At 40.8% G+C, this 22,981-nt stretch carries 21 protein-coding genes and 2 pseudogenes; 16 read left to right on the top strand and 7 right to left on the bottom strand.

What is annotated here, in order from left to right:
- The first annotated feature begins 78 nt into the window (after window positions 1-78).
- The 3 genes from O3620_RS00850 (at window position 79) to pyk (ending at window position 5,846) form a co-directional block, all read left to right on the top strand.
- Window positions 79-3,189: a DNA polymerase III subunit alpha gene (locus tag O3620_RS00850; protein WP_371601309.1), complete on the top strand. Its 3,111-nt coding sequence runs from the start codon at window positions 79-81 to the stop codon at window positions 3,187-3,189.
- Between the two features lie 84 nt (window positions 3,190-3,273).
- Window positions 3,274-4,284 (top strand): 6-phosphofructokinase, encoded by a 1,011-nt coding sequence (pfkA, locus tag O3620_RS00845; RefSeq protein ID WP_002906871.1) that lies wholly within the window; start codon window positions 3,274-3,276, stop codon window positions 4,282-4,284.
- 56 nt (window positions 4,285-4,340) lie between these two features.
- Window positions 4,341-5,846, top strand: coding sequence for a pyruvate kinase (gene pyk / locus O3620_RS00840; protein ID WP_002919310.1), 1,506 nt, complete (start codon window positions 4,341-4,343; stop codon window positions 5,844-5,846).
- Window positions 5,847-5,934: 88 nt separating this feature from the next.
- Here pyk and O3620_RS00835 read toward each other — a convergent pair.
- From O3620_RS00835 to O3620_RS00820, 4 genes and pseudogenes are all read right to left on the bottom strand, one after another.
- Window positions 5,935-7,086: pseudogene (locus O3620_RS00835) on the bottom strand (tyrosine-type recombinase/integrase).
- A 121-nt stretch (window positions 7,087-7,207) separates the two neighbouring features.
- Window positions 7,208-7,576 (bottom strand): ImmA/IrrE family metallo-endopeptidase, encoded by a 369-nt coding sequence (locus O3620_RS00830; RefSeq protein ID WP_080558660.1) that lies wholly within the window; start codon window positions 7,574-7,576, stop codon window positions 7,208-7,210.
- A gap of 168 nt (window positions 7,577-7,744) precedes the next feature.
- Window positions 7,745-8,635 carry an Abi family protein gene (locus O3620_RS00825; protein ID WP_002919306.1) on the bottom strand — a complete coding sequence of 297 codons (891 nt, stop codon included), beginning with the start codon at window positions 8,633-8,635 and terminating at the stop codon, window positions 7,745-7,747.
- Entirely contained in the window at window positions 8,635-8,991 is a 357-nt protein-coding gene (locus O3620_RS00820; RefSeq protein ID WP_002919305.1) for a helix-turn-helix domain-containing protein, read from the bottom strand. The genes O3620_RS00825 and O3620_RS00820 overlap by 1 nt, the downstream gene beginning before the upstream one ends.
- 303 nt (window positions 8,992-9,294) lie before the next feature.
- Between O3620_RS00820 and O3620_RS00815 the strand changes: the two genes are divergently transcribed.
- Genes O3620_RS00815 through O3620_RS00800 form a run of 4 tightly spaced genes read left to right on the top strand, consistent with a single transcriptional unit; the run spans window position 9,295 to window position 10,354 of the window.
- Window positions 9,295-9,555, top strand: a complete 261-nt coding sequence (locus O3620_RS00815) for a hypothetical protein (RefSeq protein ID WP_004187508.1) — start codon at window positions 9,295-9,297, stop codon at window positions 9,553-9,555.
- 16 nt (window positions 9,556-9,571) lie between these two features.
- Window positions 9,572-9,784 carry a helix-turn-helix transcriptional regulator gene (locus O3620_RS00810; RefSeq protein WP_032912960.1) on the top strand — a complete coding sequence of 71 codons (213 nt, stop codon included), beginning with the start codon at window positions 9,572-9,574 and terminating at the stop codon, window positions 9,782-9,784.
- A gap of 8 nt (window positions 9,785-9,792) precedes the next feature.
- Window positions 9,793-10,113 carry a hypothetical protein gene (locus O3620_RS00805; RefSeq protein ID WP_002919302.1) on the top strand — a complete coding sequence of 107 codons (321 nt, stop codon included), beginning with the start codon at window positions 9,793-9,795 and terminating at the stop codon, window positions 10,111-10,113.
- A gap of 58 nt (window positions 10,114-10,171) precedes the next feature.
- Window positions 10,172-10,354 carry a hypothetical protein gene (locus O3620_RS00800; protein WP_002919301.1) on the top strand — a complete coding sequence of 61 codons (183 nt, stop codon included), beginning with the start codon at window positions 10,172-10,174 and terminating at the stop codon, window positions 10,352-10,354.
- Here the strand turns inward: O3620_RS00800 and O3620_RS00795 are convergent.
- Window positions 10,314-11,081, bottom strand: a complete 768-nt coding sequence (locus O3620_RS00795) for a DUF4393 domain-containing protein (protein WP_002919300.1) — start codon at window positions 11,079-11,081, stop codon at window positions 10,314-10,316. The two genes, O3620_RS00800 and O3620_RS00795, sit on opposite strands and share 41 nt — an antisense overlap.
- Before the next feature lie 164 nt (window positions 11,082-11,245).
- On the opposite strand from O3620_RS00795, the gene O3620_RS00790 reads away from it, so the two are divergent.
- The gene (locus tag O3620_RS00790) at window positions 11,246-11,434 is read left to right on the top strand and encodes a helix-turn-helix transcriptional regulator (protein WP_004187503.1); all 189 of its coding nucleotides are present in this window, start codon (window positions 11,246-11,248) and stop codon (window positions 11,432-11,434) included.
- A gap of 170 nt (window positions 11,435-11,604) precedes the next feature.
- Here the strand turns inward: O3620_RS00790 and O3620_RS00785 are convergent, their stop codons facing one another.
- On the bottom strand, window positions 11,605-12,288 hold the full coding sequence (locus tag O3620_RS00785) for a DUF4145 domain-containing protein (protein WP_032912023.1): 684 nt from the start codon (window positions 12,286-12,288) through the stop codon (window positions 11,605-11,607).
- 56 nt (window positions 12,289-12,344) lie between these two features.
- On the opposite strand from O3620_RS00785, the pseudogene O3620_RS00780 reads away from it, so the two are divergent.
- The 3 genes and pseudogenes from O3620_RS00780 to O3620_RS00770 all read left to right on the top strand — a co-directional run.
- Window positions 12,345-12,851: pseudogene (locus O3620_RS00780) on the top strand (DUF3102 domain-containing protein); the annotation flags it as partial.
- 358 nt (window positions 12,852-13,209) lie between these two features.
- Window positions 13,210-13,767 carry a signal peptidase I gene (gene lepB / locus O3620_RS00775; RefSeq protein ID WP_002902761.1) on the top strand — a complete coding sequence of 186 codons (558 nt, stop codon included), beginning with the start codon at window positions 13,210-13,212 and terminating at the stop codon, window positions 13,765-13,767.
- 140 nt (window positions 13,768-13,907) lie between these two features.
- Entirely contained in the window at window positions 13,908-14,645 is a 738-nt protein-coding gene (locus tag O3620_RS00770; RefSeq protein ID WP_371601308.1) for a hydrolase, read from the top strand.
- A gap of 32 nt (window positions 14,646-14,677) precedes the next feature.
- Here the strand turns inward: O3620_RS00770 and O3620_RS00765 are convergent, their stop codons facing one another.
- On the bottom strand, window positions 14,678-15,874 hold the full coding sequence (locus tag O3620_RS00765) for a cation diffusion facilitator family transporter (protein ID WP_371601307.1): 1,197 nt from the start codon (window positions 15,872-15,874) through the stop codon (window positions 14,678-14,680).
- A 260-nt stretch (window positions 15,875-16,134) separates the two neighbouring features.
- Between O3620_RS00765 and pcrA the strand changes: the two genes are divergently transcribed.
- From pcrA to O3620_RS00740, 5 genes are all read left to right on the top strand, one after another.
- Window positions 16,135-18,423, top strand: a complete 2,289-nt coding sequence (pcrA, locus tag O3620_RS00760) for a DNA helicase PcrA (RefSeq protein ID WP_002919294.1) — start codon at window positions 16,135-16,137, stop codon at window positions 18,421-18,423.
- A complete protein-coding gene (locus O3620_RS00755; RefSeq protein WP_002919293.1) occupies window positions 18,420-18,818 on the top strand; it encodes an NUDIX pyrophosphatase in 399 nt (132 codons plus the stop codon). Before pcrA ends, O3620_RS00755 begins: the two co-directional genes overlap by 4 nt.
- Before the next feature lie 98 nt (window positions 18,819-18,916).
- Window positions 18,917-20,197 (top strand): O-acetylhomoserine aminocarboxypropyltransferase/cysteine synthase family protein, encoded by a 1,281-nt coding sequence (locus O3620_RS00750; RefSeq protein WP_002919292.1) that lies wholly within the window; start codon window positions 18,917-18,919, stop codon window positions 20,195-20,197.
- Between the two features lie 162 nt (window positions 20,198-20,359).
- Window positions 20,360-21,286, top strand: a complete 927-nt coding sequence (locus tag O3620_RS00745) for a glycosyltransferase family 2 protein (protein WP_002919291.1) — start codon at window positions 20,360-20,362, stop codon at window positions 21,284-21,286.
- Window positions 21,283-22,767 carry a glucosyltransferase domain-containing protein gene (locus O3620_RS00740; RefSeq protein WP_002917442.1) on the top strand — a complete coding sequence of 495 codons (1,485 nt, stop codon included), beginning with the start codon at window positions 21,283-21,285 and terminating at the stop codon, window positions 22,765-22,767. The genes O3620_RS00745 and O3620_RS00740 overlap by 4 nt, the downstream gene beginning before the upstream one ends.
- The last annotated feature ends 214 nt before the right edge of the window (window positions 22,768-22,981 follow it).

The following is a 22,981-nucleotide window of genomic DNA, read 5'->3' as shown; positions in this document are numbered from 1 at the left end:
AAACTCCTATTTCCCTCATTCAGTGAATTGCGGTATAATAGTTGTAAGAAGAAGCAAAGCGTGTTCAAGGAGAATAATGTGCTAATACAACTTGATACCAAGACTGTTTACAGTTTTATGGATAGCTTGGTCCCGATAAAGAAATATGTGCAAAAAGCCAAGGACTTAGGATACAGTCATCTAGGCATGATGGATGTGGACAATCTCTATGGTGCCTATCATTTTTTAGAGGAAGCTGAATCTGCGGGACTGCAGCCGCTTTTAGGCTTGGATCTGAGTCTGATTAAGGCAGATCAGGAGCTTCATCTCCGTCTGCTGGCCTTGGACAGTCAGGGCTATCGCAATCTGATGAAAGTCTCGACTCTCAAGATGATGGGACAAAAAAATTGGGAGGATTTTCAGCATCTATTTAAGGGATTAGCTTTGATTGTTCCTGCTTTTGACGGAGTAGCAGATTTAGATTTGGGGATGGATTTTTACATTGGAGTTTTTCCAGCAACACCTAAGCAGGAGTTCGGTCGGCCAACCCTGCCCCTGCATACTGTCCGATATTTTGACACGGGGGATTTGGAAACCTTGCAGATGCTCCGGGCTATTCGAGAAAATGCCAGCCTGCGGGAGATTGGCAGCCTTCCCAATCATGAGTTTTTGCTGACACCAGATGCTCTGGCAGGAGCTTTTAAGGAAACTTTCCCAGAGAGTTTGGCTAATCTTGAGAAGCTAGTCCGTTATGTTCACTATGATATCAATAGGGAGTTGAAACTGCCCCGCTTTAATCGGGAACGTCCTGCCGTGGAAGAGCTGCGGGAGCGATCAGAAGCTGGCTTAAAAAAACGCGGTTTAACAGGTAAACTTTATCAGGAACGGCTGAACCAGGAGCTGGCTGTCATTCATCAGATGGGCTTTGATGATTATTTTCTCATTGTCTGGGATTTGCTGCGCTTTGGTCGCAGTCAGGGCTACTATATGGGCATGGGTCGAGGATCTGCTGTTGGCAGTCTGGTGGCCTATGCTTTGGAGATTACTGGGATCGATCCAGTCAAGAATAACCTGCTTTTTGAGCGCTTTCTAAATCTAGAGCGCTATACCATGCCCGATATTGATATCGATATTCCTGATGTTTACCGGCCGGAGTTTATCCGCTATGTTCGGGACCGCTATGGCAGCATGCATGCGGCTCAGATTGTGACCTACTCGACCTTTGGAGCCAAGCAGGCCATTCGCGATGTTTTCAAGCGCTTCGGTCTGCCAGAGTATGAGCTAACCAATATCACCAAGAAAATCCGCTTCGGGGATAGTCTGACCTCTGCTTATGAGAAAAATATGGGCTTTCGTCAGATTATCAACAGTAAGCTAGAATATCAAAAGGCCTTTGATATTGCTAAAAAAATTGAAGGTCATCCCCGTCAGACTTCTATCCATGCAGCCGGCGTTGTGATGAGTGACAATGACCTGACAGACCAGATACCGCTCAAATACGGTGAGGACATGTATATCACTCAATATGATGCCCACGGTGTGGAGAGCAACGGTCTGCTCAAGATGGACTTTCTGGGCTTGCGCAATCTGACCTTTGTTCAGCGGATGAAAGAAGCAACCCTGAAAAAATATGAGGTAGATATTGAAATTGCAGACATTGACTTGGAGGATGCAGAAACTCTGAAACTCTTTGCGGCTGGCCAGACCAAGGGCATTTTCCAGTTTGAGCAGCCGGGTGCAATCAGCCTGCTTAAGCGAGTTCAGCCAGTTTGCTTTGAGGAAGTAGTGGCCACAACCTCTCTCAACCGTCCTGGAGCCAGTGATTATATCGACAATTTTGTCAAAAGAAAGCATGGACTGGAGCAGGTGGAGTTGATTGATGAAAGTTTGGCTGATATTCTAGCTCCGACTTATGGTATCATGCTCTACCAAGAGCAGGTTATGCAGGTAGCCCAGCGCTTTGGTGGCTTTAGTCTGGGGAAAGCCGATATTTTACGAAGAGCAATGGGTAAGAAAAATGCTGCTGAAATGCATCGCATGCAGGAGGACTTTGTTGCAGGTGCTCTCAAGCTAGGGCATTCGGAATCCAAAGCCAAGGAAGTCTTTGCTATTATGGAGAAGTTTGCTGGTTATGGCTTTAACCGCAGCCACGCCTATGCCTACTCAGCTCTGGCCTTTCAGTTGGCTTTCTTCAAGGCTCACTATCCAGATGTTTTCTTTGATGTCATGCTTAATTATTCTAGCAGTGACTATATCACCGATGCCCTGAGTTTTGACTTTGAAACAGCACCCCTCAGCATCAATAATATTCCCTACCATGATAAGTTTCAGGATAAAAAGATTTTTTTGGGTCTGAAAAATATCAAAGGCTTGCCTAAGGATTTGGCTTACTGGATTATCGAAGAGCGTCAAAATGCTGCCTTTACTGGAGTAGAAGACTTTATTCTGCGCCTGCCTCAGAATTACCATAAGATTCCACTGCTGACTCCTCTGATCCAGCTGGGGCTCTTTGACAGTTTTGAGAAAAATCGGCAAAAAATTCTAGTCAATCTGCCTAATCTATTTGTATTTGCGGATGAGCTGGGCAGCCTCTTTGCGGATACGACTTATTCTTGGACAGAGGCTCAGGATTTTAGCGATGCTGAAAAGTTTGTGCTGGAACAGAGCATTATCGGTGTGGGGCTTAGCGATCACCCCTTGGTTAAATTGGCCAAAGAAGCGGATCAGCCCTTTAGCTGGATTAGTGAGCTGACAGAAAATAGCCGAGCTAGGATTCTGGCTGAAGTTCAGACTATCAAGACTATCCGGACCAAAAAGGGCGAGAATATGGCCTTCTTGCAGGTTTCAGATACGAAGAAAAAACTGGATGTCACCCTTTTTCCTGATACCTATCGTCAGTTGGCCGAGCGTATTAAGGAAAAGGGGGGTTACTACTTGACCGGCAAGGTGCAGGAACGGGATGGACGTTTACAGTTGGTCTTGTCAGATATAGAAGAAGCCACTACAGAACGGTTCTGGATAAAACTTGCTGGACATGAGCATGATCGGGCAATATCTCAGATTTTGCAGAAATACCCCGGCAATATTCCAGTTGTCCTGCGCTATGAAGATGAGAAGCGAACCATATCTGCACCTCATTTCCGAGTGGAGAAATCGGAGCAGCTACAAGAGGAATTGAAGAATTATACTATGAAAACGATTTTTCGTTAAAAAATATGGAAAATAAGAGAATTTTCATGATGATTGTGGTATAATCTATAAGAATGTTAAAAAGAAAAAGGAGCAAAAAGCGAAATGAAACGTATTGCTGTTTTGACTAGTGGTGGTGATGCCCCTGGTATGAATGCTGCCATCCGTGCGGTTGTTCGTAAAGCAATTTCCGAAGGAATGGAAGTTTACGGTATTTATGATGGTTACGCTGGAATGGTAGCTGGCGAGATTTACCCACTTGATGCAACATCAGTTGGTGACATTATTTCTCGTGGTGGAACTTTCCTTCACTCTGCTCGTTACCCTGAGTTTGCCCAAGTTGAAGGGCAGCTGAAAGGGATTGAGCAACTTAAAAAACATGGAATCGAAGGTGTCGTTGTTATCGGTGGAGATGGATCTTACCATGGTGCGATGCGCTTGACAGAGCACGGTTTCCCAGCTGTTGGTGTTCCAGGAACAATTGACAATGATATCGTTGGAACAGACTTCACTATCGGTTTTGATACAGCTGTTACTACAGCTATGGATGCGATTGACAAGATTCGGGATACCTCATCCAGTCACCGCCGTACTTTCGTTATCGAAGTAATGGGACGAAATGCTGGTGATATTGCTCTTTGGGCAGGTATTGCATCTGGTGCGGACGAAATCATCGTTCCTGAAGAAGGTTTCAAGATCGAAGAAGTTGTTGAAAGCATTAAGAGTGGCTATGCTAAGGGTAAGAAGCACAACATCATCGTCTTGGCTGAGGGTGTCATGTCAGCGGATGAATTTGCTGAAAAGCTGAAAGAAGCTGGAGATATGAGCGATTTGCGTGTCACAGAGCTCGGACATATCCAGCGTGGAGGCTCACCGACTGCGCGTGACCGTGTTCTTGCATCTCGTATGGGAGCCCATGCTGTTAAACTGCTTAAAGAAGGAATCGGCGGAGTTGCTGTTGGAATCCGCAATGAGCAGATGGTTGAAAGCCCAATTCTGGGAACTGCTGAAGAAGGAGCACTCTTTAGCTTGACTGCTGAAGGCAAAATTGTCGTTAACAATCCGCACAAGGCTGATTTGGACTTGGCTGATTTGAACCGCAGCATCAATATTTAATTATTATTTGTTATTCAGGCCAAGAGGCCAAATAGAAGAAGGAGTTTCATACAATCATGAATAAACGTGTAAAAATCGTTGCAACATTAGGTCCTGCGGTAGAAATCCGCGGTGGTAAAAAATTCGGTGATGACGGATATTGGGGAGAAAAGCTGGATGTTGAAGCATCAGCTCAAAACATTGCTAAGCTGATTGAAGCTGGCGCAAACACATTCCGTTTCAACTTCTCACACGGTGACCATGCTGAGCAAGGAGAACGCATGGCAACTGTTAAGCGTGCAGAAGAAATTGCCGGCCAAAAAGTTGGTTTCCTTCTTGATACAAAAGGACCAGAAATTCGTACAGAATTGTTTGAAGGCGATGCAAAAGAGTATTCATACAAGACTGGTGAAAAAATCCGTGTTGCTACTAAGCAAGGTATCAAATCTACTCGTGAAGTAATTGCTTTGAACGTTGCTGGTGGATTGGACATCTACGATGATGTTGAAGTTGGCCGTCAAGTATTGGTTGATGATGGTAAACTTGGTCTTCGTGTTATCGCTAAAGACGATGCTACTCGTGAATTTGAAGTAGAAGTTGAAAATGACGGCATCATTGCTAAGCAAAAAGGTGTGAACATTCCTAACACTAAGATTCCTTTCCCAGCACTTGCTGAGCGTGACAATGACGATATCCGCTTCGGTCTTGAGCAAGGAATCAACTTCATCGCGATTTCATTTGTACGTACTGCAAAAGACGTCAACGAAGTTCGTGCAATCTGTGAAGAAACTGGTAATGGACACGTTCAATTGTTCGCGAAAATCGAAAACCAACAAGGTATCGATAACTTGGACGAAATCATTGAAGCTGCTGACGGTATCATGATTGCCCGTGGTGACATGGGTATCGAAGTACCATTTGAAATGGTTCCAGTTTACCAAAAAATGATCATCACGAAGGTAAATGCAGCTGGTAAAGTGGTTATCACAGCAACTAACATGCTTGAAACCATGACAGAAAAACCACGTGCAACTCGTTCAGAAGTATCAGACGTATTTAACGCTGTTATCGACGGAACTGACGCAACTATGCTTTCAGGTGAGTCTGCAAATGGTAAATACCCACTTGAGTCAGTAACAACAATGGCGACTATCGATAAGAATGCTCAAACCCTTCTTAACGAATATGGTCGCTTGACAACTGACAACTTTGAGCGTAACTCTAAGACTGAAGTTATGGCTTCAGCAGTTAAAGATGCTACAAACTCAATGGATATCAAGTTGGTAGTTACCCTTACTAAGACTGGTCACACAGCTCGCTTGATTTCTAAATACCGTCCAAATGCTGATATCTTGGCTATCACTTTTGACGAATTGACTCAACGCGGTCTTATGCTGAACTGGGGTGTAATTCCAGTGACTACAAACACTCCATCTAACACAGATGATATGTTTGACATCGCTGAAAAGATTGCGGTTGAGCAAGGCTTGGTTGAATCTGGTGATGATATCGTTATCGTTGCTGGTGTGCCGCTTGGTGAAGCAGTTCGTACCAACACAATGCGTATCCGTACAGTACGTTAATAGGAATTAAAAAACCTTGCTATATCAACGTTTTAGCGTTGTTAGCAAGGTTTTTATTTGTTATAAGGGGCAAGCAAGGGGCAAAAATCTATTTTCGGTCATTGGCAATTGTGTCTAGAATATTCTCTATATTGGATTTCATGCTCTTTGTTACATGTGTATAGATTTGTATGGTAGTATTAGAGTCTTTATGTCCGACTCTTGCCATGATAGCTTTTATAGGTACATTTCTTTCAGCAAGCATGCTGATTAGTGTGTGCCTAAAGATGTGGGAGCTGAGGGGCTTATTAATCGGCTTATCCAACCTCTGATTTGCTTTCTGCAGGGTGATGTTAAAAGCGTTTCTTTGGATTGGCTTCCCATGGTTGTTGAGGAATATATAATCTGTATCAGAGAGTTCCGGGTTCGTACTAGTGATTAGTTCATTTAGTTTGATAAACTCGTCGATGATCTCGATTTCACGGTTAGTCAAGTTAGTCGTTCGGTAGCTTGATATAGTTTTCGTTAGTTCTTTCTTGGCGTTTCTATCAATGCTATCTAATGTGCCATGTATATCCAGCTTTCTGCTTTCTTTGCGGTAATTGTGTCTTTCGATAGCTACAGCTTCACCAATGCGGTAGCCATTCAAAGACATAAATTCAGCCAATAGCCCAGCTCTGTATGTCCTAGTGCTTTTGTATAGCTCTTTCAAGAGCAAATTTAGTTCTTCTAGCTCCAGGTATTTCTCGGTGACTGATTGCATCTTTTCCAGCGTTATTACACATTTAGGAAGAGTAGTAGCCCTGGCAGGATTGTCAGTTATGATTCTTAGCTCTTGAGCATAATCAAACACTCCGTTTAAGACAACTTTGATATGATTTAGTTGAGAAGCTGTGTAGTCAGAATTAGCAATATATCTCTTAATATAAGCGACATCTATATTGCGGATCGGAACATTGGCAGCAAAGTTATTAGATAGTCTTTTGTATGCTGGTTTACGAGCACGGACGCTAGACCGCCTGACTTCCTTTTGGTAAAATGTCCACCATTCTTCCAGGACATCGGCAAACAGCCTGTCTGATGTCGTAAGCTTCTAGAGAACATTCTCAATCTTTTCATCTAAAGTCTTCTGAGCTTCTTTTTTGGCTCTACTAGAGCCGCTATCTAGTGTCACTGAGACTCTGCGCCATTTCTCTGTATATGGATCTTTGTATCTTTCGAAAAATTTATATTTTCCGTTTTCTAATTTCTCTATCCACATTGTTTTTTCTCCTCATTTTTGGTAAAATGAGTACAAGAAAACGACCTTTTGAATGGTTGTTTCTTATACAGGATTTCCCTACATTCAAGCTTGCCGGCCGAGAATGTGGGTTTTTTTTATTTTAAAGACCGCTAGCGAATTTCAAATACTCATCTTGTATCATGATTTCATCTGCAGTGGTTCTTAAATTATATTTATTAGCGAAAGTCGCCCAATTAAAGGCTGCTGGATCATCATAGCGGGCCAGTTCTTCCTGGACCAGGTGGCGGATCATGAAACGGTTAGCTTCATTCTCGCAACGTATAGAGGCATAGTTATAAACAGCCTTGATATGTTCCAGATGACCAAGCTCGTGTAGCAGCACTTTGTGACGCTCCTCTGATGATAAGGCGCTATTCAAGTAAATTGTCTGTGTCTCTGAATCGTAGAAACCTAGACCATCCCATTGATCCGGACTAAAAAATTGAGCTGTACATGGTACTGGCGCGATAATTCTTTTTCTGTCATAATCTCAAAAATCCTAACTTTAAAATAAAGAAAAAGCCGACTAGTGACTAGCCGACTTCCTTTTGGTATGGATTCCCTTCGCAATGCACGCATTGTGAATAGGGCGCTGAACTTAATCAGTCTTACACTATAACCATTCTAACACAAAAAATTATAAGATGTCAACGATTTTCTGAAAGATTACCATCATTTTTGTCAATTCAGGGTTGCGCAGGTATGATGATTCGTACCGCTTGCATCGTTTTAAAAATTCTTCGATGAATTGTTTTTGAAAGCTTAATACTGCAGGCGAGCAATAGGCTTTCGCAAGTACAAAAAGCGAAATCAAATCATTTACTTTCTTATAATTTTTGTATTTAAGGACGTCAGCTTGTTTAGCAAAGGTAGAAACAGTAGCGTTTACGTTTGATAACTTACCATTTTTTTCGAATACATTTATCAATAATACGCTGTTATGAGCGCAGGCGTTTCGTATATGTCTGGCACCATCTCCTAATTCATAGGCTTTTTTTAATGACTTGGGCTTGTATTTATCGTAGTAGAATGTAACGAACTTGATAAGGCAACCGTAGTCCATATGTTCAAGTAAAGCCCAGTATGGATAGTCGCGCTTCCTTTTTTCGTACATTGCACTTTGGTATCGTGACTGTTTAAATTTCCTCTTGGTGATTTCGTAATAGTTTCCGTATTTCGAACGCTTGAAATCAACTAGAATACTATACCCATCTTCGGAAGGGTTGTTATTAATTTGACGGGACAGCTCTACTTTTATGAAATGTTCGACATTGACAGCCATATTTAGCAAGATGTTTCTAATCTTCATATCAAGAGAAGCAAGGTCTTTCAGATAGGCAAAATCTAGATCTAAATATTTCCCATCTTTCTTTTTGAAATTTTTTCTAAAAGAAGCGAGCTTATAGTAATAATTATTCTTATCCAGGAAGGTAATAGCTTGACCTTGTGATACCGTTTTGAAAGTAACACCCTTCGAAACCAAGTGAGTGACAAGTTCTCTATTATTTAGCTTTCGTTGTCTTGTCATCACTTATCCCTCTTGCTATTCATAAAACCCTCTATAATGCCCTTAATAGCTCGCTTGTCATCATCGGACAAGGGCTTGCCATCAAACAGCATGATGCGGCCGTCCAAGTCATCAAGTTCTATTTCATGCTCTGGAGCTTTTTCTCCTGCAATAGCTGGGTTATCTGTCCTACCTAGTAAGTAGTCAGTAGATACTCCGAAATAATCTGCGATTTCTTGAAGACGGTCAGAACTTACCTTTTGCCGTTTTAAAGAATATAATGTATTTTTGCTATATCCGAGTTTTTCTTCCACTTGATTTAAAGACAAACCACGTTTTTTAGCAAGTTCTTTGATTCTTTCAAATGTTAAGAACATTGATTTATCAACCTTTCTCAGAGATTGACAAAAAATATTCAAATTATTTATATAAAAGTATTGACAAAATTAAACAAATAATTTAAAATAGTTTTTGTAAGTTAAAGATTTAGTAAAAAACCTTGTAAAAACTTATCTAAAAATTAAATAGCTTTGGCGAGCGCATTGAATTGATAGATATAACGTTTTATCAAGTCTTTTAATTATGGTTTCATTTTAAATTATTTGTTTAAAACTGTCAAGCATTTTTATAAAATAATTTACTATTTCTTTAACTTTCTAATTAAGAAAGGAGAATCAAAAATGAGATACAGGTACGAAAAGACCGTTTTGGGTTGGAATTACCACGTTGTAAACGAAAAGGATAATCGGACAATGTTTCATCCGAATGCAAAAGAATTAAAAAATCTTAAAAGATTTTGCGCTGCCAACAAAGATATCTTAGAGGAAAAAATGGAAAGCGAAAGCAATTATGGTCTAGCATTCTTTGCCTGCGGTTATGACGGACAAGGCCAACAAGATTTCATTGAGTATTGGGATAAACGTGGTGTGTCAGTTTTTTAAAAAGAAAGGAGAAAACATGAGTCAACAGCACCAAAAATGGGTCGAATTGGTTAAATGCCGAATCAACGAAAAAGGTTGGAGTCAGTCAGACTTGGCAACAGTTACCAGTGTCACACCGGCTGCTATTACCCGACTTCTCAAGGAGGGGCATGGAAGTGATAGCCTGAAGCTTGAGATCACTAAAAAGCTATCTATCTCTGATAGTTGGACTGTCTTTGAAGAAAGGTAGGGGAGAAGATGCCACAGGTAAAGATAAAAGAAATTATCTATACGCCAACTGGCGGAACGGAAGAACCGACAGGCGGAGATTATGAACATCTAATGCAAAGGTGGCAAGGGCTGACACTTCCAACGGCAAAGCAATTTGTCAAAGAAATGCGAGAAAATGCAGAATTCGAGCAATATGTCTTCAATCCGACGCACAAGCTGATGTTTGTAGACTATGAGGGTTTCCGCAAGTTCTGGAAATGGAAGCAACTCAACCGCTACCGTGCTAAAAAAATAAGCCTTGCCGAGATAGAGTCGGACAAGGCATTAGCGAAGCGATTAGGCTTTTAGAAAGGAAAAACAAATGAATTATACCAGAGAGGTAAATACTTAAAAATAAGGAGATATTATGGAAACATTAATCATTTCAATATTAACATCTTTTATCGTTTCAACAACCATGATGCACTACCATATACACAGAGTGAATATTTTATATAAAAAATATATGGATTTTGAAAAATCAAGTGTAGAAGAATTTGCCAAATCGATTACAAGCAGACTTCCAAAAAATTCTTCCCAAGAGGAGTGATGGAAAAACACATTTTTTCAATGCTAACTTCTGGATAATCTTCAAGAACATGTTGAACAAGAGAGTTATTTCTAATGAAATCATAGTTCGAATCGTTCGCAGAATATGTGTCACTTTTAATTCTTACCAAACCTAGACGCTCTAAGTTTGTTAAAGAAGGAGCGAGTTGATCAATCCCCTCAGTTCCCTCTATGAAGTAGATGATTGGAAATATTATTCTAGTTCCTTCGTCAGACTTTACTACAGCTTTCATGCAAGGAATTGGGGAGTCTGTTACGTAGCCATGTTCTTTTAGGAATTGGAGAATACGTGCATCTGTGACATCTAGTTGCTTAATGATCTCAACGAAGGAGGGGTGGATAACCGAGTTTTTCCGATTATCAAATGAACTAGATAATATTTTTGCGAACATAGAGCGTAGCTCTTCTTCTTCAATATAATACTTAGATGCTTCCAAAGCAGGGCCTAATATTTTTAAGGGTGGTTCTTGAATATTCTCTGGTGGGATAGTTGCCACTTCTTGAAGCGTGCTATTTCTGAGATTCTCAACATCAATTTCATTTTTTGCACGCAATAATGCTGCTTGATTAGAAACGTTATGGCCATAATTGATATACCACCAATCTTGTAATGTTTGAATAGGCCCAGCGAACACACCGGCTGAAGTAGCTCCTCCTAAAAATCCTGTAACAAGAGGAAGGAAGTCTTGAAATTGATTAGGATCCATAATTATTATTTCGTTCTTTCTGTTGAATTTTGACTAAAACAGTGAGAGGTCTTTGTCAATACATATTATATGATTTCAAACATATATTGTCAATATATTGTGTAGAAAGTGAACGCTTTATTTATTAAATACAATATATAGTATTTTTTGAAAGGAGAAAATAAATGCTTTGGGAAAAAATATCCAAAAAACTTTCGGAGAAAAATTGGACAATTTATAAACTTTGCTTGAAAGCGGGCATCGGGCCCTCAGGTATCTATCGTTTAAGAGATGGAGAAGTGAAAGATTTATATTTTGACACAGTTAAGAAAATTGCTGATGCATTGGAAATCAGCATAGATGATCTAAGATGACATAAAAAGCACCTAACAAAAGTCAGGCGCTTACAAAAAAATCTAAACAAATTATATCACAAAAGAAAGGCAAAGTAAATGAACGAATTAGAAAGAACAGCCCTCAATGAGATATTGAGGACCGTAACACATATAGCCGAGAAGTTGGATGAACTAGATTCTAAGATTTCTCAATCAGAAGAAGTAAAAGATAATGCTTCATCTGCATCATAATCAGCAGCAATAAATTGAGCTGCTGAGAGAATGAACTTCTTTAAATCTTGAATATCTTTACCGTCATGTCTGCGGACATAATGAGTTTCATCATTTCCAATCCAAGCGACGGATTTTGCTAAAGCTTGAATTTTTGGAAAATCATTCAAGTAGTCAGCGATTACTTTTCCAAGCATGATTGATTTGATGTGTTCTTCGTCAGATGAATTTTTAGAAATTGCGTAGTCCTTTATGAGGAATTCGGCTGCTTTACGATAGCCTACACCCGCTATCTGATCTAATTTCTCTTTTTCTGCAACCGTTGCTTGAGAATAGATTTCAACAAAAATAGGAGAAACTTTCTCTATATTTTCAGGGAGTTTTACCTTGATAGGTGGACGGTATGTATAGTCTACCATTGATGCATTGTCGTAATCATCGTGGATGTATTCTATTACAAAATATTTCAAGCAGTCCTCAAAAGAACATCGAAAAATAACAGAAAATCTTCCTTCTTCTGAAACGCTTGTGCTTTCAGAGCTTGTACTTTGTCCAACGTGTTGAGGGGACATGGTTCTGCCACAGTGTGGGCATTTCGAAGGAGTATCAATCGTAATGGTTTTGGTGGCATCTCTGAAACAAATACGCACATCAAGTTTCATAAGTAATTCTCCAATCATTTTATTATCTCTATTATACCAAATTAGAAAGGAAATTTATGAACGAAATAGCATTATCTGACAATTTAGCGCAGATTGAGCTTGAAATCAATCACCACAAGCAACTTGCCGGTCAGTCAATTTGGGAAATCGGCAGACGGCTTAATCATGTTAAGGAGCATGACTTAGTGCATGGGCAGTTTATGAACTGGCTAAGAAAGGTTGAAATAGACCACACATCAGCTAAACGAATGATGAAGATTGCAAACGAATTGCCAAATAGTGCAACGTTGCACCATTTAGGAACAACAGCATTACATCTTATCGCAACCTTGCCAGAGGAAAGCAGGCAAGAGCAGATTGAACGGATTGAGAAAGGCGACAATCCAACAGTCAGAGAACTGCAAGAAGTCAAGCGCCAACTCAACCTTGCACGAAGTGCAAATGAAAGCTTGCGAGAGAAGAACGAGCGACTAGCAGAACAAGCCTTGAAAGGTCTTGAAACCAAGACGATTGAAAAGGAAGTTGTCAAAGAAATCGAAGTCGCACCAGCAGACTATGACGCTGTATCATTCATTCGTCGCTGGTCTATCAGCCCAGAGCTGAAAGATGAAATTTTCAACGCAAATCAGCAAGTATCGCTGTTTAACTAGAGGAGTAACACATGGAACCAACATTAACAAGCCAACTTTTAGGCGTTTGCCTAGTCGCAACAATCGCATTTGTAGCCGTACAGTACGTTAATCTAAGACAATAAAAAGAACCGTTGATTGAAAAATCATCGGTTTTTTCTTGTCAAAGTGATGACCATTATCTTGCTTGAGAAGGAGGACACGTCAGCGTTTTGATTTTTGAAATAAGATTGTCCCTTTGTCTATTTCATCTAAAAATGATATAATGGTATAAAAGAGATGGGAGAGACAGATGTTAAAGAGAGATTTATTAAGAAATGTCATTATTTTTTCAGTTCTAGCAGCCATCATTATAGGGCTGAGAGTTTTTATTTATACGCCTTATCGAGTGACTGAGCAAGACAGTAATGCTTATTTGGCAAAGAATGACTTGGTCTTGGCGACGAGAAAGCAAGACATCAAGCGTGGAGACTTTGTTCTCTATGAAGTGGACGGCAAAGACTATGTCGGCCGGGTTATTGCCCTGGAAAAGGATCAAGTGACCTATATGGATGACCTCCTTTACCTGAACGGTCAGGTCATGTCGGAAGAATACATTGAGAAAATGCGCGAGAAATATTTGGCTTCAGCAGGAAGTTCAGGTTATTATACTCATGATTTCTCTATTATGGATTTGAAGGGCTCAAAGTCAGATAAAATTACTAAAGATACTTATCTGATTCTTAATGACCGACGGGAAAATACGAAGGACAGCCGAGAATTTGGGCTCATCAAAGCCAGTCAAATCAAGGGAGTGGTGGAGTTCCGACTCTCACCGCTTAATGAATTTGGTTTTATTAAGAATAAGTAAATTAAAGTCTATTTTGAACCAAGGCAGGGCAAACCTTGCTTTTTTTCTTTGAAAATCAACTTTAAAGTTACAAGTAAACATAAAGATACTTGTTCTGATGTGGTATACTAATATCAAAAGACTATTAAAGGAGACTGCTCTTGAAGTCAGGAAAGAAAAAATTACTATTTTGGGCTATACTTGCACTGATTTTTCTGACTGCATGTAGCAGCATAGTAAATAGAGATGGTGAAAAAATATGGATGTCAGAAACTGAAATGTCGGAGCTTCATAAGAAAGAGGAAAAGATCGCACTTTATATCATTAATCATTATGAAGATGTTCAAAAAATTGAATTTGATGAATTTTCCAAGGGAAAGTTCTGGGAAGCAGGTTCTGTTAGTGTGATTGTAAATGACACCAGCTATATACCACACATTTCTTTGGACTCAAAGGATAAAAACTATAATATAAATGATAGTTCTCGCACTGATTCGACAGAATTGACTTTTCGTCTGAAAAAGAAAAAGAAGGTCACAAATTTTAAAGATACGGGTGAGACGGATGTTATTTACTCTGGAGAAAATGCTTGGCTGACGACTGAGGAAAAAGTAAAGGTGCGCAACCAGGAAGAGGGACTGGCTTTATTTTTACTGAATCACTATGAAAATGTTGAAAAAATTGAATTTACAAAGATTTCAAGAAAGCCTTTTGGACAGGCAAGATATGCTGCTTTACTTGTTAATGATAAGATAAAGATTTATACCGACCTAGATGATAGCTATGACAACTATTATTTGTCTGACAATCCTGAAAAAGACGGCCTGAAAGCTAAAGAGAAACCAACAAATTTGCAAAGTCTAGATAGTATTACTGTTATTTATTATACAGGGAAATGAAGGATGTGTTGAAATGAAAAAGCCAGACTGACTTAATCATCAGACTGGTTTTTTCGTGTCTCTTGGTGAAAGATATTTTGCCATACTTCGTGACGGCGCCAGAGGCTGGTATGGATAACACCGTCCATTTCATAGCGGATGAGCTTGGTTTTCTGGCTGACAGAGAGCAGTTCAAAGTTTTTGATAGGTGTTTTTGAGGCTCTTTCTGCCTGAAACTCAGCCTTGTTCAGCTGTCGGCCATCTTGGGAAATATAGAGAAATTCAGCAGACAGAAGCGTATCCAGTTGGCTGCCTTGCTCCACGAGCTGCTCACGCATGAGTAGATTTGGGTAAAGAGTGTCCAGCGTCTCATCTTCGGGAATAGGAGCAGGCTCAATATGAATGTCAATGTCAAAGACTCCGAAGCGCTCCATAAGCATATCCTCAACTTGGTCCGCAATCTCATGGCTTTCAAAAACAGATAAATCTGGATTCATTTCCAAGATAATATCCAGATAGATATTACTGCCATAGGTCCGGCCACGCTGCGACTTGACCTGAGTGATTTTAGGAATTTCTAAGATAGCTTGCTTATAGTCCTGCAGCAAGCTTTCATCAAATCCGTCGGACAGGCTGAAGGAAGATTCTATAAAGATATCATAGGCCGTCTTGAGAATGAAGAAGGTAATGATAATGGCTGCCAGCTTATCAACGATTGGAAAGTTAAAGGTGCTGGCAATGATAGCAACTGAAGTTCCGATAGAAGTGACAGCGTCTGACAAGTTGTCCTTGGCTGCAGCATCCAGAGCCTTGGAGTGAGCTTTTTTAGCCAGTGTTTTATTGTAAAAATAAACACCCAGCATAATGATTGCCGAGATGATTCCGACCACGGCACCAACTGGGTCAATTTTAGTCTCTTGGTTGGAGATGATTTTCTGAATGGTCTCAATCAGGACATCAAATCCAACGAAAAACATGATAAAAGATGTGATGAGACTGGCCAAATCTTCTATCTTCCAATGGCCGAAGCGATGGTCACGGTCGGCTGGTTTTCTGGCCATACGCAGGCCGATTAGAACGGCGATATTAGCCACGATATCAGAGACATTGTTGAAGCCATCGGCCGTCAGACTGGAGGACTGGAGGGTCGAGCCTGCGATAATCTTGACCGCGGAGAGAATCAGATAGGTAGCGATGGACAGGATGGCTCCTCTCTCCGCTAGCTTCAGATTGTTACTAGGATTTTTCATGACAGCCTTTCTTTCTAAGTGGGGCAGCAAAATGGAAAAGAGACTTGAGAAGAAATGTCATCTCTGGACAGATGTTCTAAGTCTCATATGGGCATATTATAGCAAAAATAGGGTTGATTTTCAATTTGCGTCGGGCTTAGGGTGACTTAAATGACTTTGCCTAAAATCTAATCTAAAATCAGAAATTCCTCTTCTTTCTGGTTTAGCTTCATCAGGATTTTTGTTATAATAGTAGCATTGACTTTGAAAGAGGAAGAAAAATGCATCCTTTATTAAACGGTATGAATGACCGTCAGGCTGAGGCGGTTCAGACAACAGAAGGGCCTTTGCTGATAATGGCGGGAGCTGGTTCGGGTAAGACCCGTGTCCTGACCCACCGTATTGCCTATTTGATTGATGAGAAGATGGTTAATCCTTGGAATATCCTTGCCATTACCTTTACTAATAAGGCGGCGCGGGAGATGAGAGAACGGGCTGAAAAACTTAAAACGGAGGCCCAAGACTGCTTAATCGCTACTTTCCACTCCATGTGTGTGCGCATCCTGCGGCGAGAGGCAGATCATATTGGCTACAACCGTAACTTCACCATCGTTGATCCAGGTGAGCAGCGGACTCTGATGAAGCGAATTCTTAAAAATCTCAATCTAGATCCTAAAAAGTGGAACGAGCGCGCCATTCTGGGTACTATTTCCAATGCTAAGAACGACCTGATTGATGAGGTGGCCTATGCGAATCTAGCTGGTGATATGTATACAGAGATTGTGGCCAAGTGCTACAAAGCTTATCAAAAGGAATTGCGCCAGTCCGAAGCTATGGACTTTGATGACTTAATCATGCTGACCCTGCGCCTTTTTGATCAAAATCCTGATGTTCTGATCTACTACCAGCAACGTTACCAGTATATCCATGTGGACGAGTATCAGGATACCAACCATGCCCAGTACCAGCTGGTCAAGCTCTTGGCTTCTCGCTTTAAGAATATCTGCGTGGTCGGAGACGCTGACCAGTCTATCTATGGCTGGCGGGGAGCCGATATGCAGAATATCCTGGACTTTGAAAAGGATTATCCTGAAGCTAAGGTAGTCTTGCTTGAGGAAAACTATCGTTCCACCAAAACCATTCTTCAGGCAGCTAATGAAGTCATCCGAAACAACCGCAACCGCCGTCCTAAAAATCTCTGGACTCAAAATGAAGACGGTGAAGAGATTGTCTACTATCGGGCTAATGACGAGCAGGACGAGGCTCTTTTTGTCGCCCGAACTATTGATCAGCTGAGCCGAGAAGGCTACAGTCATAAGGATTTTGCAGTCCTTTACCGGACCAATGCCCAGTCACGTACGGTGGAGGAAGCCTTGCTCAAGTCCAATATTCCCTATACCATGGTTGGTGGCACCAAGTTCTACAGCCGTAAGGAAATACGCGATGTCATTTCTTATCTCAATCTCATCGCCAATCCTAGCGATAATATTAGCTATGAGCGCGTGGTCAATGAGCCTAAGCGTGGTGTCGGACCAGGAACGGTGGAGAAAATTCGGGATTTTGCGTCCAGTCAGGAAATGTCTTTACTGGATGCGTCAGCCAATATCCTGCTGTCGCCAGTCAAGGGTAAGGCGGCTCAGGCGGTCTATGATTTTGCCAATATGCTTCTGGATTTGCGGGAGCGCTTGGATGATTATACAGTAACGGATCTGGTAGAGGCTGTATTGGAAAAGACAGGCTATGCTGCATCCTTGGCAGCCCAGGCAACCTTGGAAAGCCAAGCACGGATTGAAAATATCGAAGAATTCCTGTCTGTAACTAAGAACTTTGATGAAAGTCCAGATAATCCTAGTGATGAGTCTGGCCTTGATAAGCTTAGCCGTTTTCTCAATGATTTAGCCTTGATTGCAGACACAGATGACGGAGATACGGAGAGTTCTGAAGTGACTTTGATGACCCTCCACGCAGCCAAGGGATTGGAATTTCCGGTCGTCTTTCTGGTTGGTATGGAGGAAAATGTCTTCCCTCTAAGTCGGGCATCTGAAGATGAGGATGAGCTGGAGGAGGAGCGGCGTCTGGCCTATGTCGGTATCACTCGAGCAGAGAAGATTCTTTATCTGACCAATGCTAATTCCCGTATGCTTTATGGTAAAACCAACTATAATCATCCTACTCGCTTCTTGAGAGAAATCAGCTCAGACCTGCTAAACTATCAAGGACTGGCTCGACCGGCAAACAGCTCCTTTAAAGTCAGTTATACTAATAGCGATACAAGCAAATTCGGTCAGGGCATGAGCCTGGCCCAGGCTCTACAAGAGCGGAAACGTCAAGCGGCACCTAGTTCCATTTCTACAGGCAGTCTGCCTTTTGGAAAGAGTGGTCAAAGCCAGCCAACTAAGCCGGAAGTTGCTTGGGCTATCGGAGATATTGCCCACCATAAGAAATGGGGCGATGGGACAGTTCTAGCAGTCTCTGGCAGCGGCAACAGTCAAGAGCTCAAGATTAATTTCCCAGAAGTCGGTCTGAAGAAAGTGCTGGCCAGCATAGCACCGATTGAGAAAAAATCATGATGAGGCAGTCGATTGAAGCCTGGCTCTTTCATCCAGAGGATGGAGAAATCTTGCTCTTGAAAGTGGAAGCTGAGAAAGTTTCCTTTTGGCAGCCCATTACTGGTGGGATTGAGAGTGGTGAGAGCCCAGAAGAAGCCTGCCTTCGTGAAATAAAAGAGGAGACTGGCATGCTCTTAGCTTGTTCAAATCTGACTAGTCTTGGAGATTTTACGGTAAAGATTGATGAAAATCTGACCATCCACAAAAATCTCTTTCTAGTTCTGACAGAGCAGAAAGAAATCCAGATTTCTGATGAGCATGTGGGAGCTCAGTGGATAGCTTTAGAAGAAGTTTCGTCTCAGCTGTACTGGCCCAGCAATCAAGCGACTTTTGAGATTATATCTGAGAAGCTATAAGATATAGCTTCTCTTTATTTCTTTTGATAAGGAAATTCTATTAGTCAAGCGAGCCGTTTAGTGGTAGACTTATCACATAACTATAGTGAGGTGACCTTATGACACGTGAATTTAAATTTGAAACTCTGCAGCTTCATGCCGGACAGACAGTTGACCCGACAACCAAGTCACGGGCTCTGCCTATTTACCAGACAACTTCTTATGTGTTTGATGATACTCAGGAAGGAGAAGATCTCTTTGCTCTACGCAAACCTGGCAATATCTACACTCGGATTACCAATCCGACCCTGTCTGCTTTTGAGGAGCGGATTGCGGCTTTGGAAGGTGGAGTCGGAGCTTTAGCAACAGCTTCTGGTATGGCAGCTGTTACCTACACCATTCTAGCTTTAGCCCATGCTGGCGACCATGTAGTAGCAGCCTCTACCATTTACGGCGGTACCTTTAATCTGCTCAAGGAAACCCTGCCTCGCTATGGCATTACCACGACTTTTGTTGATATTGAAAATCTGGCTGAAGTAGAAGCGGCTATTCAGGACAATACCAAGCTGGTTCTGATTGAAAGCTTGGGTAATCCACTGATTAATATCCCTGACTTTGATGCTTTGGCAGAGCTGGTTCATGCTCATAAAATTCCGCTGATTTCCGACAATACCTTTGCCACTCCTTATCTGATCAATGTCTTTTCTCATGGAGTGGACATCGCGGTGCATTCTGCGACCAAGTTTATCGGCGGTCACGGAACTAGCATCGGTGGTGTGATTGTGGACAGCGGTCGTTTCGACTGGGAAGCTTCTGGCAAGTTTCCGCAGTTTGTTGATCCAGATCCGAGCTATCATGATATTAGTTATACGCGCGATGTCGGAGCAGCAGCTTTTGTCACTGCTGTGCGGACCCAGCTCTTGCGCGATACCGGCGCAGCCATGTCACCCTTCAATGCCTTTCTCTTCCTGCAGGGGTTGGAAACTCTCTCTTTGCGTGTAGAGCGCCATGTGTCCAATGCAGAGAAGATTGTGGAATTCTTAGCGGAGCATCCTAAGGTTGAGCAGGTTAATTATCCCAAGCTTGCTGCCAGTCCTTATCATACTTTGGCAGAAAAATATTTCCCTAAGGGTGTAGGCTCTATCTTTACCTTTAATGTCAATGGCGGAGAGAAAGAAGCTCGTAAGGTTATTGACAGCCTGGAGATTTTCTCTGACTTGGCCAATGTAGCTGATGCTAAGTCCTTGGTTGTCCATCCAGCTACGACAACTCACGGTCAGATGTCGCCAGAAGCTCAGCTGGCAGCATGCATTACACCAAATCAAATTCGTCTCTCTATCGGCTTGGAAAATGTGGATGACTTGATAGAGGATTTGAAAATCGCCTTGGAATCTATCTAATTTTCAAGGTCTCTAGACTAAGCAATAAGAATAAAACTAGGTTGGAAATAAGCTGCACCCCCAAAAGCTAGATTTTTTTGTGTCTAACTTTTGGGGTGCAGTGCATTTCGCCTAGTTTTTTGTTATAATAGGATGAAATATATAAAATAGTAGGAGATTAAAATGACAATTTCGGTGATTGTTCCGTGTTTCAATGAAGAAGAGTCTATTCCTCTGTTTCATGAAGCCATGGAAGCGGTCAAATATCAAATCCGTGACCAGTTCGAATATATTTTTGTCAATGACGGATCGACGGACCGGACCTTGGCTGCTTTGCGAGAGCTCAGTAGTCGCTGTCCAGATGTGCACTATCTGTCCTTTTCTCGTAATTTCGGGAAAGAAGCAGCCCTCTATGCTGGTTTGCAAGAGGCGAGTGGGGATTTTGTGACGGTCATGGATGTGGACTTGCAGGATCCGCCAGAGCTCCTGATTGAGATGAAGGCTTTGCTGGACTCGAATCCTGAGTTGGACTGTGTGGGTACCCGTCGCACTAGTCGCGAGGGAGAGCCGCCTATCCGAAGCTTTTTTGCCAATTTGTTCTATAAGCTGATTAACAAGATTAGTCAGGTAGAGATGGTAGATGGTGCGCGTGACTTTCGACTGATGCGACGCCAGATGGTAGAAGCCATTCTGGAAGTTTCAGAGTACAATCGCTTTTCCAAGGGAATTTTTGCCTGGGTTGGCTTCAATACCGAGTACTTGGAATACAAAAATGTCGAACGAGTAGCTGGCAAGACCTCTTGGAATTTCTGGTCTCTTTTCAACTATTCTTTGGAAGGCATCGTCAATTTCTCTGATGCGCCGCTCAATATCGCCTTTTTAGGAGGTATCCTGTCTTGGATTTTAGCCTTCATCCTGATGGCAGTGATTATTATTCGCACCTTGGTTTTTGGTGACCCGACATCGGGTTGGCCGTCCCTTATGACTGTCATTCTCCTTATCGGCGGCTTCCAGCTGCTGACCATCGGTATCCTAGGCAAATACATTGGCAAAATCTTTATGGAAACCAAGCATCGGCCGATTTATGTGATTAAGGAGAAGAGTAAATGATTTTCCAGAAACGTTTTTCTGATTTTAAAAACTATCTTCTTTTAAATAAATCGTCTGCCCTAGTTATTTTTATTATTTATTCAGTAGTCAATATTAATATCGGTTTAGCTGAGTATCCCTATATTGATGATATTGGAAGACAATTACAAGGCTATTCAAAATTCTCTGAACATTATTCAAGATATTTAAGTGAGTATGCCGCTCGATTAATACAAGGTGGGGATCATCTGACAGAACTAGGCTTGACTTCAAATATTCTGTCAGCTTGTTTTTTAACTTTAGCGAGCTTAATTTTATTGTTTGTCTTATATCCCAATAAGAAGATTTCTTTTATAACAGCATCTGTTTCAACTATTATAGGGATTAATCCGTGGTTTTTAGAGCCATTAAGTTTTAGATTTGACAATCCTTTTATGACTTTAAGTATATTAGTTTCCATCATTCCATTTATTTTCTGGGATAATAAAAGAATATTTGGAGTTATGTCAGTTGTTGGTATATTCTTAATGTGCAATTCATACCAAGCTTCTTCTGGAGTGTACATTATGATAACCATGACGCTAATATTTTTAGAATTATTGCAAGGAAGTTATTTTAAAGAAAGAATCCCTAAAATTTTCATCTCAATGTTGTCATATGTAATTGGTTTGGTTTTATATCGTATACAAATTTTTATAAAGCCTCCTATTTTTGCTGATCAAGCTGATATTCCAAAGGGATTAGAGATGATTAAAATAATCGGGGTGAATGCTGCAGGATATTTGAACAATATATTTTTTCAAAGTTCAACTATCTGGGTTTTATTAACGATAATTGCTATATTTCTCTTAACTATCAGTGTGATTCGCTTATCCAGTACTAAATTCCTTTTAAACTTTATTTATATGCTGATTTGGCTAAGTTTAGGAAGTGTGTTTAGCTATGGAACCTATTTGATTTTGTCTAATCCTTATTATCTTATGAGACCAAGATATGAATATGGTTTCGGAATTTTTTTAGCGATAATCTTAATTGTTAGCTTAGAGTGCGTTGAAAAGAGTAAAATTCTACGTAGAGGGAAGTCCTTCGTCTCGGGATTATTAGTTTTTTATTTCTTATCTTTCTCTTTTACTTATGTGAGCAGTTTAAAACAACAAAATGAAATGTTCAAAGCACAGAGCATATTGCTAGCTTCCTCTCTAAACAAGTACATTACACCCGAAAAAACAGTTATTAATGTGAATCGCTTTCTTTCTGATTCGCCAGTATTTAGCAATACAGCTTCTGTTTATCCAATGTTAAAAAGTTTGATTATGCCAAATACGAATGTTTCTTGGGATATGACATTGAGATTTAATAGCATAACGAACTTAAATGTCGATTTCAAATTAATCGATATTGCTAATATAGATTTTAGTAGTGAAAACTATACATTACTTGAAGAAACAAAGTTATATAATATTTATCTTGAAAATAATGAATTATTTGTTATCATGAAGTAGAATCTTTCTAAGAGAGAAATAAAGAAAAGATTCATTTTAATGTGATTATGCATTGTTAAAGTTTATACTGTCAATTTGAAATGATGCTAAGTTTTCTGATTATCACTTGCATAATATTGCATCATTTATATATGGAGTGTAAAAAGTATGAGATTTTATTTTCTAAAAATGACTAGAGGTCTGATTCAACCAAGCAGATTTTTTCTGCTTTTTT

Source organism: Streptococcus sp. 27098_8_134 (genome assembly GCF_041431675.1).
Lineage (GTDB): Bacteria > Bacillota > Bacilli > Lactobacillales > Streptococcaceae > Streptococcus > Streptococcus sanguinis_R.
The sequence above is the reverse complement of the archived record's forward strand: the minus strand, read 5'-3'. Positions and strand labels throughout refer to the sequence as shown.